Annotated in this window: 5 protein-coding genes and 1 pseudogene; all 6 read right to left on the bottom strand. The window is 38.3% G+C overall.

Annotated features, from left to right (window positions below):
• Positions 1-13: 13 nt before the first annotated feature.
• Entirely contained in the window at positions 14-811 is a 798-nt protein-coding gene (locus tag Q7P05_RS03305) for an ABC transporter ATP-binding protein (RefSeq protein WP_303930431.1), read from the bottom strand.
• Between the two features lie 13 nt (positions 812-824).
• The gene (locus tag Q7P05_RS03300) at positions 825-1,697 is read right to left on the bottom strand and encodes an ABC transporter permease (RefSeq protein ID WP_295792453.1); all 873 of its coding nucleotides are present in this window, start codon (positions 1,695-1,697) and stop codon (positions 825-827) included.
• A 14-nt stretch (positions 1,698-1,711) separates the two neighbouring features.
• Entirely contained in the window at positions 1,712-2,689 is a 978-nt protein-coding gene (locus Q7P05_RS03295) for an ABC transporter substrate-binding protein (protein WP_119206686.1), read from the bottom strand.
• 24 nt (positions 2,690-2,713) lie between these two features.
• Positions 2,714-3,691, bottom strand: a complete 978-nt coding sequence (locus tag Q7P05_RS03290; protein ID WP_274205082.1) for an ABC transporter substrate-binding protein — start codon at positions 3,689-3,691, stop codon at positions 2,714-2,716.
• A gap of 131 nt (positions 3,692-3,822) precedes the next feature.
• Positions 3,823-4,200, bottom strand: a complete 378-nt coding sequence (locus Q7P05_RS03285; RefSeq protein WP_274205083.1) for a hypothetical protein — start codon at positions 4,198-4,200, stop codon at positions 3,823-3,825.
• Between the two features lie 50 nt (positions 4,201-4,250).
• A pseudogene (locus Q7P05_RS03280) lies at positions 4,251-5,009 on the bottom strand (aminopeptidase); the annotation flags it as partial.

Below are 5,009 nucleotides of genomic sequence, written 5' to 3'. Positions count from 1 at the left end.
ATGATTTAGGTACTTATTTTGAACCGAGCATCATACGGTCGCTTAACGCACCTTCACCAGCTACTTCAAATTTTTGTAACAAATCAGCAACTGTTAATTTTTTCTTTTCTTCCCCTTTTACATCATAGATGATGCGACCAGCATCCATCATGATGAGGCGATTACCAAAGCGCAATGCATCGCGCATATTATGAGTAATCATAAGAGTTGTTAAGTTATGTTCTGATACAAGTTTATCTGTTAATTGCAAAACATTTTCTGCCGTCTTAGGGTCAAGGGCCGCTGTATGTTCGTCTAGCAATAAAAGCTCTGGACGAAGCATAGTTGCCATTAATAATGTAATAGATTGGCGTTGACCACCAGATAATAAGCCCATACGAGCAGACAAACGATCTTCAAGGCCTAAACCTAATAATGCAAGGCGTTCCTTAAAGAATGCTTGTTCACTATCTTTGAAAGCCCATTTAAGACCTAAGTTTTTACCACGGCGCATAGCAAGAATCAAGTTTTCCTCTATTTGCATATTACCTGCCGTACCAACCATAGGATCTTGGAATACACGACCAATGTATTTAGCACGTTTGTATTCTGGCATTTTTGTGACATCAATATCATTGATTGTAATGGAGCCTTCATCTACTGGAAATACACCAGCAATGGAGTTTAGCAACGTACTTTTACCAGCACCATTACCACCAATTACAGTACAGAAATCGCCTTCTTCTAATCGAAGATCAATACCTTGAAGAGCAGTTTTTTCATTGATTGTGCCCTTAAAGAAGGTTTTTACCATATTTTTTACTTCTAACATAGTGTCCCCCTCCTTAGCGAGCCAACCATTTTGCTTTCAATGTAGGCAAGGAAAGCGCGATGGCAACAAGAATAGCAGTGAATAATTTCAAATCGTTTGGTGGCATACCCATATAAAGTACAGCTGCAATAACGATACGATATACGATAGAACCAAGTACTACAGCAATGAGGCTACGTACGAAGGATTTTGTACCAAATACTACCTCACCGATAATTACGGAAGCCAAACCAATTACGATAGTACCAATACCCATACCTACGTCGGCAAAGCCTTGGAATTGACCAATCAATGCACCAGACATACCAACAAAACCGTTGGAAATCAAAAGACCTAGAACGATCATGTTGTCAGTATTTACACCTTGAGCACGAATCATTTGAGGGTTAACACCTGTTGCACGTAATGCTGTACCAATTTCTGTACCAAAGAACCAGAATAATAGTAAGCATACTACAACAGCTACGATAACACCTACGATAGCTGCAGACCACATATTTGGTGTGTGGAGTACACTACCGATAATTGAATAAATGGTATCCATACGAAGCAAGGATACGTTAGCTTTCCCCATAATATGAAGATTAATGGAATATAAAGCAATCATTGTTAAGATACCAGCTAACAATGCAGGAATCTTCAATTTTGTATGAATCCAACCTGTTACAGCACCTGCGGCCATACCGCCAATGCCGGCAATCAAGATAGATAGGATTGGGTTCATACCACTTGTAATTAAAATTGCAGAAATGGCTGCCCCCATTGGAAACGTACCTTCTACAGTTAAGTCAGCCACATCTAATACACGGAAGGTGATGAAAACACCAACCGCTAACAAAGACCATAAAAGGCCAGTTGTTATGGTGCCTACCACTAAATCTAACATCAAAATCTCCTCTATTATTTCATATCTTTACGAAGTGCTTCAGGAATTGTAATACCTAATTTTTTAGCACGTTCTTCATTCACAGTTAACTTAATATCTTTTTGTGTTTCAATAGCTAAATCAGAGATTTTAGCTTCACCAGAAAGCACTTTTGCCGCCATTAAACCAGTTTGATAACCTAATTTATAGTAGTCAACAGAATATGTTGCCACACCACCAGTCATTGTCATACCTTCATCGGCAGCAAATACTGGAATTTTAGCAGCATCAGTAATTTGAGCTAAGTTAGCCATAGCAGATGCTAATACATTATCAGTTGGTGTATAAATAGCTTGTACATCTTGGTTCACAAGATTTGTAGCCGCTTGTTGGATATCATTTACGTTAGATACAGTTGCTTCTACAACAGTGATACCTTTAGTAGCTGCATAGGCTTTCATTTTTTCAACTTGAAGTTGGGAATTGATTTCAGAAGATGTGTAAATTGCACCAATACGTTTTACATTTGGTACTAATGCAATAATAAGGTCAACCTCTTTTTCTACAGGTGTCATATCAGATGTCCCAGAAACATTACCACCTGGATGTTCGTTAGATTGAACAAGTTTTGCTGTAACGTAATCTGTAATAGCAGTACCCATGATAGGAATATCATGAGATGCGTTTGCCATAGTTTGTGCAGCTGGCGTTGCAATGGCTAATACTAAATCCTTTTTATCAGATACAAAACGTTGAGCAATACTATTTAAATTAGATTGGTCAGCTTGAGCATTTTGTTGGTCTAATTTGATGTTTTCCCCATCTTTATAACCTTTAGATGCAAGGCCATCAACAAAGCCTTTATTCGCGGCATCAAGAGATGGATGTTCTACCAATTGAATAACGCCGATTTTCTTTTGATCATTAGTTGCTGTGTTGGAACCGCAACCAGCTACCATAGCCATAATAGAGATAGCACTAAGTGCTACTGCAATACCTTTTTTCCAGTTCATATGTAACTCCTTACCAGTTCTGTATTAAATCATAGTTGCTTTGTTCATCAACTCTTCTGGTAATGTGATGCCCAATTTTTGTAATTTATCTTTACTTACAACTAATTTAAATTCTTTTTGCATTTCAATAGGCATATCTTCAACTTTAGCTTCACCAGTTAAAATTTTAGCTGCCATTAAACCTGTTTGGTATCCAAGTTTGTAGTAATCTACGGACAAGGACATTACAGCACCACCTTTTACGTGGTTATCTTCGCCGCCAAATACAGGAATTTTTGCTGGGTCGGTAATCGCTACAAGATTGCTCATCGCAGAAGCTACTACATTATCTGTTGGCACATAAATTGCATCTACATGTTGAGAAACAAGATTTTGTGCTGCTTGTTGAATATCGTTTACGTTAGAAACGGTAACCTCTTCAACCTTAACACCTTTTGTAGCTGCATAAGCTTTCATTTTTTCAACTTGAATTTGAGAATTTACTTCACTAGAACTATAAATAGTACCGATAGTTTTTGCGTTCGGCAATACTTGTAAAATTAAATCAACTTGTTGTTCTACTGGGTTCATATCAGATGTACCAGATACATTACCACCTGGTTTTTCATTAGATTTAACAAGTTTTGCTGCTTCGTAATCAGTAATAGCAGTACCCAAGATTGGAATATCATGAGTTGCATTCGCCATAGATTGAGCTGCCGGTGTAGCAATGGCTAAAATTAAGTTTTTACGATCAGATACAAAGCGCTGTGCAATGCTATTCAAATTAGATTGATCAGCTTGTGCATTTTGTTGGTCAAAGGCGGTTTTATCAGCTAAGCCTTTCTCTTTTAGGGCATCAACAAAACCTTTGTTTGCAGCATCAAGTGCAGGATGTTCAACCAGTTGTACTACACCAACCTTGTATTCACCATTGGATGTTGTTCCATTTGAGCCACAGCCTGTAAATGCCATCAATGCTGCCGCCGTGAGCGCTAGGGCAATACCTTTTTTTAAGTTCATGGGGATTTCCTTCCTATCTGCAATGACTATAATACATCTATTATAAACAAATTTCTTTACTACATCAATGTAGCAGATTAAAGTATTTTACATTTGTCCATTTATAGGACACATAAAAATGTGAAATCCTCTTATTTTTCAAGAGATGCTAACATGTCTTCTGTTAAATCATTAGCTGCTAAAATATAGTCTTTAAGGGTCCCTTTATCAAGAGCTACCTTCATAACGGGCACTTCAAATGGATCGAGGATGACACACATTAAAATTTCACCCGTTACATAATAACCAACTACAGCCTCCCCTTCTTCAGGATCTAATGTTTCACGCTTTACCGTTACACAGTATGGTTTCATGACCTGTGCTGCAGCTTTTGCTACCTCTTCACGATTAGCAATATATTCTTCAGCCTTTGTTTCAGGAATATCAAAAATATCGACTTTTACAGTCTTAACCTCTGTTGCCTCTCCCTTCGCTGCCTCTATGGCTGCGCCTAAATCTGTTTGATTCATATATACCTCACATAGAATGGACTTTCACCAATGGTGAAAGCCCCATAATTTTAGATTGATTCATCAGCTGCATTTAAGAATGCAACGTAGCATTGTTTAGCCTCGTAAATATCCGCCTTAGACGTAACCTCCCATGGAGCATGCATGCTAAGCACGGCTACGCCACAGTCGATAACATTCATACCGTATAAGGCCATGATGTACGCAATGGTACCACCACCGCCAAGGTCAACCTTACCAAGCTCTGCAGTTTGATATGTTACATTGTTAGATTCCATGACACGACGAATAAAGCCCATATATTCAGCATTCGCATCATTGGAACCAGATTTACCACGAGAACCAGTAAATTTATTGAATACAACACCCATACCTAGGTAAGATGCATTTTTCTTTTCGAATGCAGATGCATATAAAGGATCATAGCCAGCGCTAACATCGGAAGATAACATACGAGAATTTTCCAATGTGCGTCGTACACTTACAGAATTAGGTTTACCCATAAGTGTTAAAATTTCAGCCACTGCATTTTCAAAGAAGCGTGATTGCATACCTGTAGCACCTACAGAACCAATTTCCTCTTTATCTACAAGTAAACAACAAGTAGTACGCTTTACATTATCCACTTCAAGCATTGCTACCAAGGATGTGTAGGCACACACGCGATCATCTTGGCCATACGCCATTACCATGGAACGATCAAAGCCCATATCACGTGCTTTACCAGCTGGTACAATTTCTAGTTCTGCAGACAATAAGTCACGTTCAATAAATCCATACTCTTTTTCAAGAAGGCTATTAATAAATTT

The organism is Veillonella dispar (genome assembly GCF_937975875.1).
In the GTDB taxonomy this organism is placed as follows: domain Bacteria; phylum Bacillota; class Negativicutes; order Veillonellales; family Veillonellaceae; genus Veillonella; species Veillonella dispar_B.
Note: the sequence above shows the minus strand (reverse complement) of the source record. Positions and strands in the feature narration are given on the sequence as shown.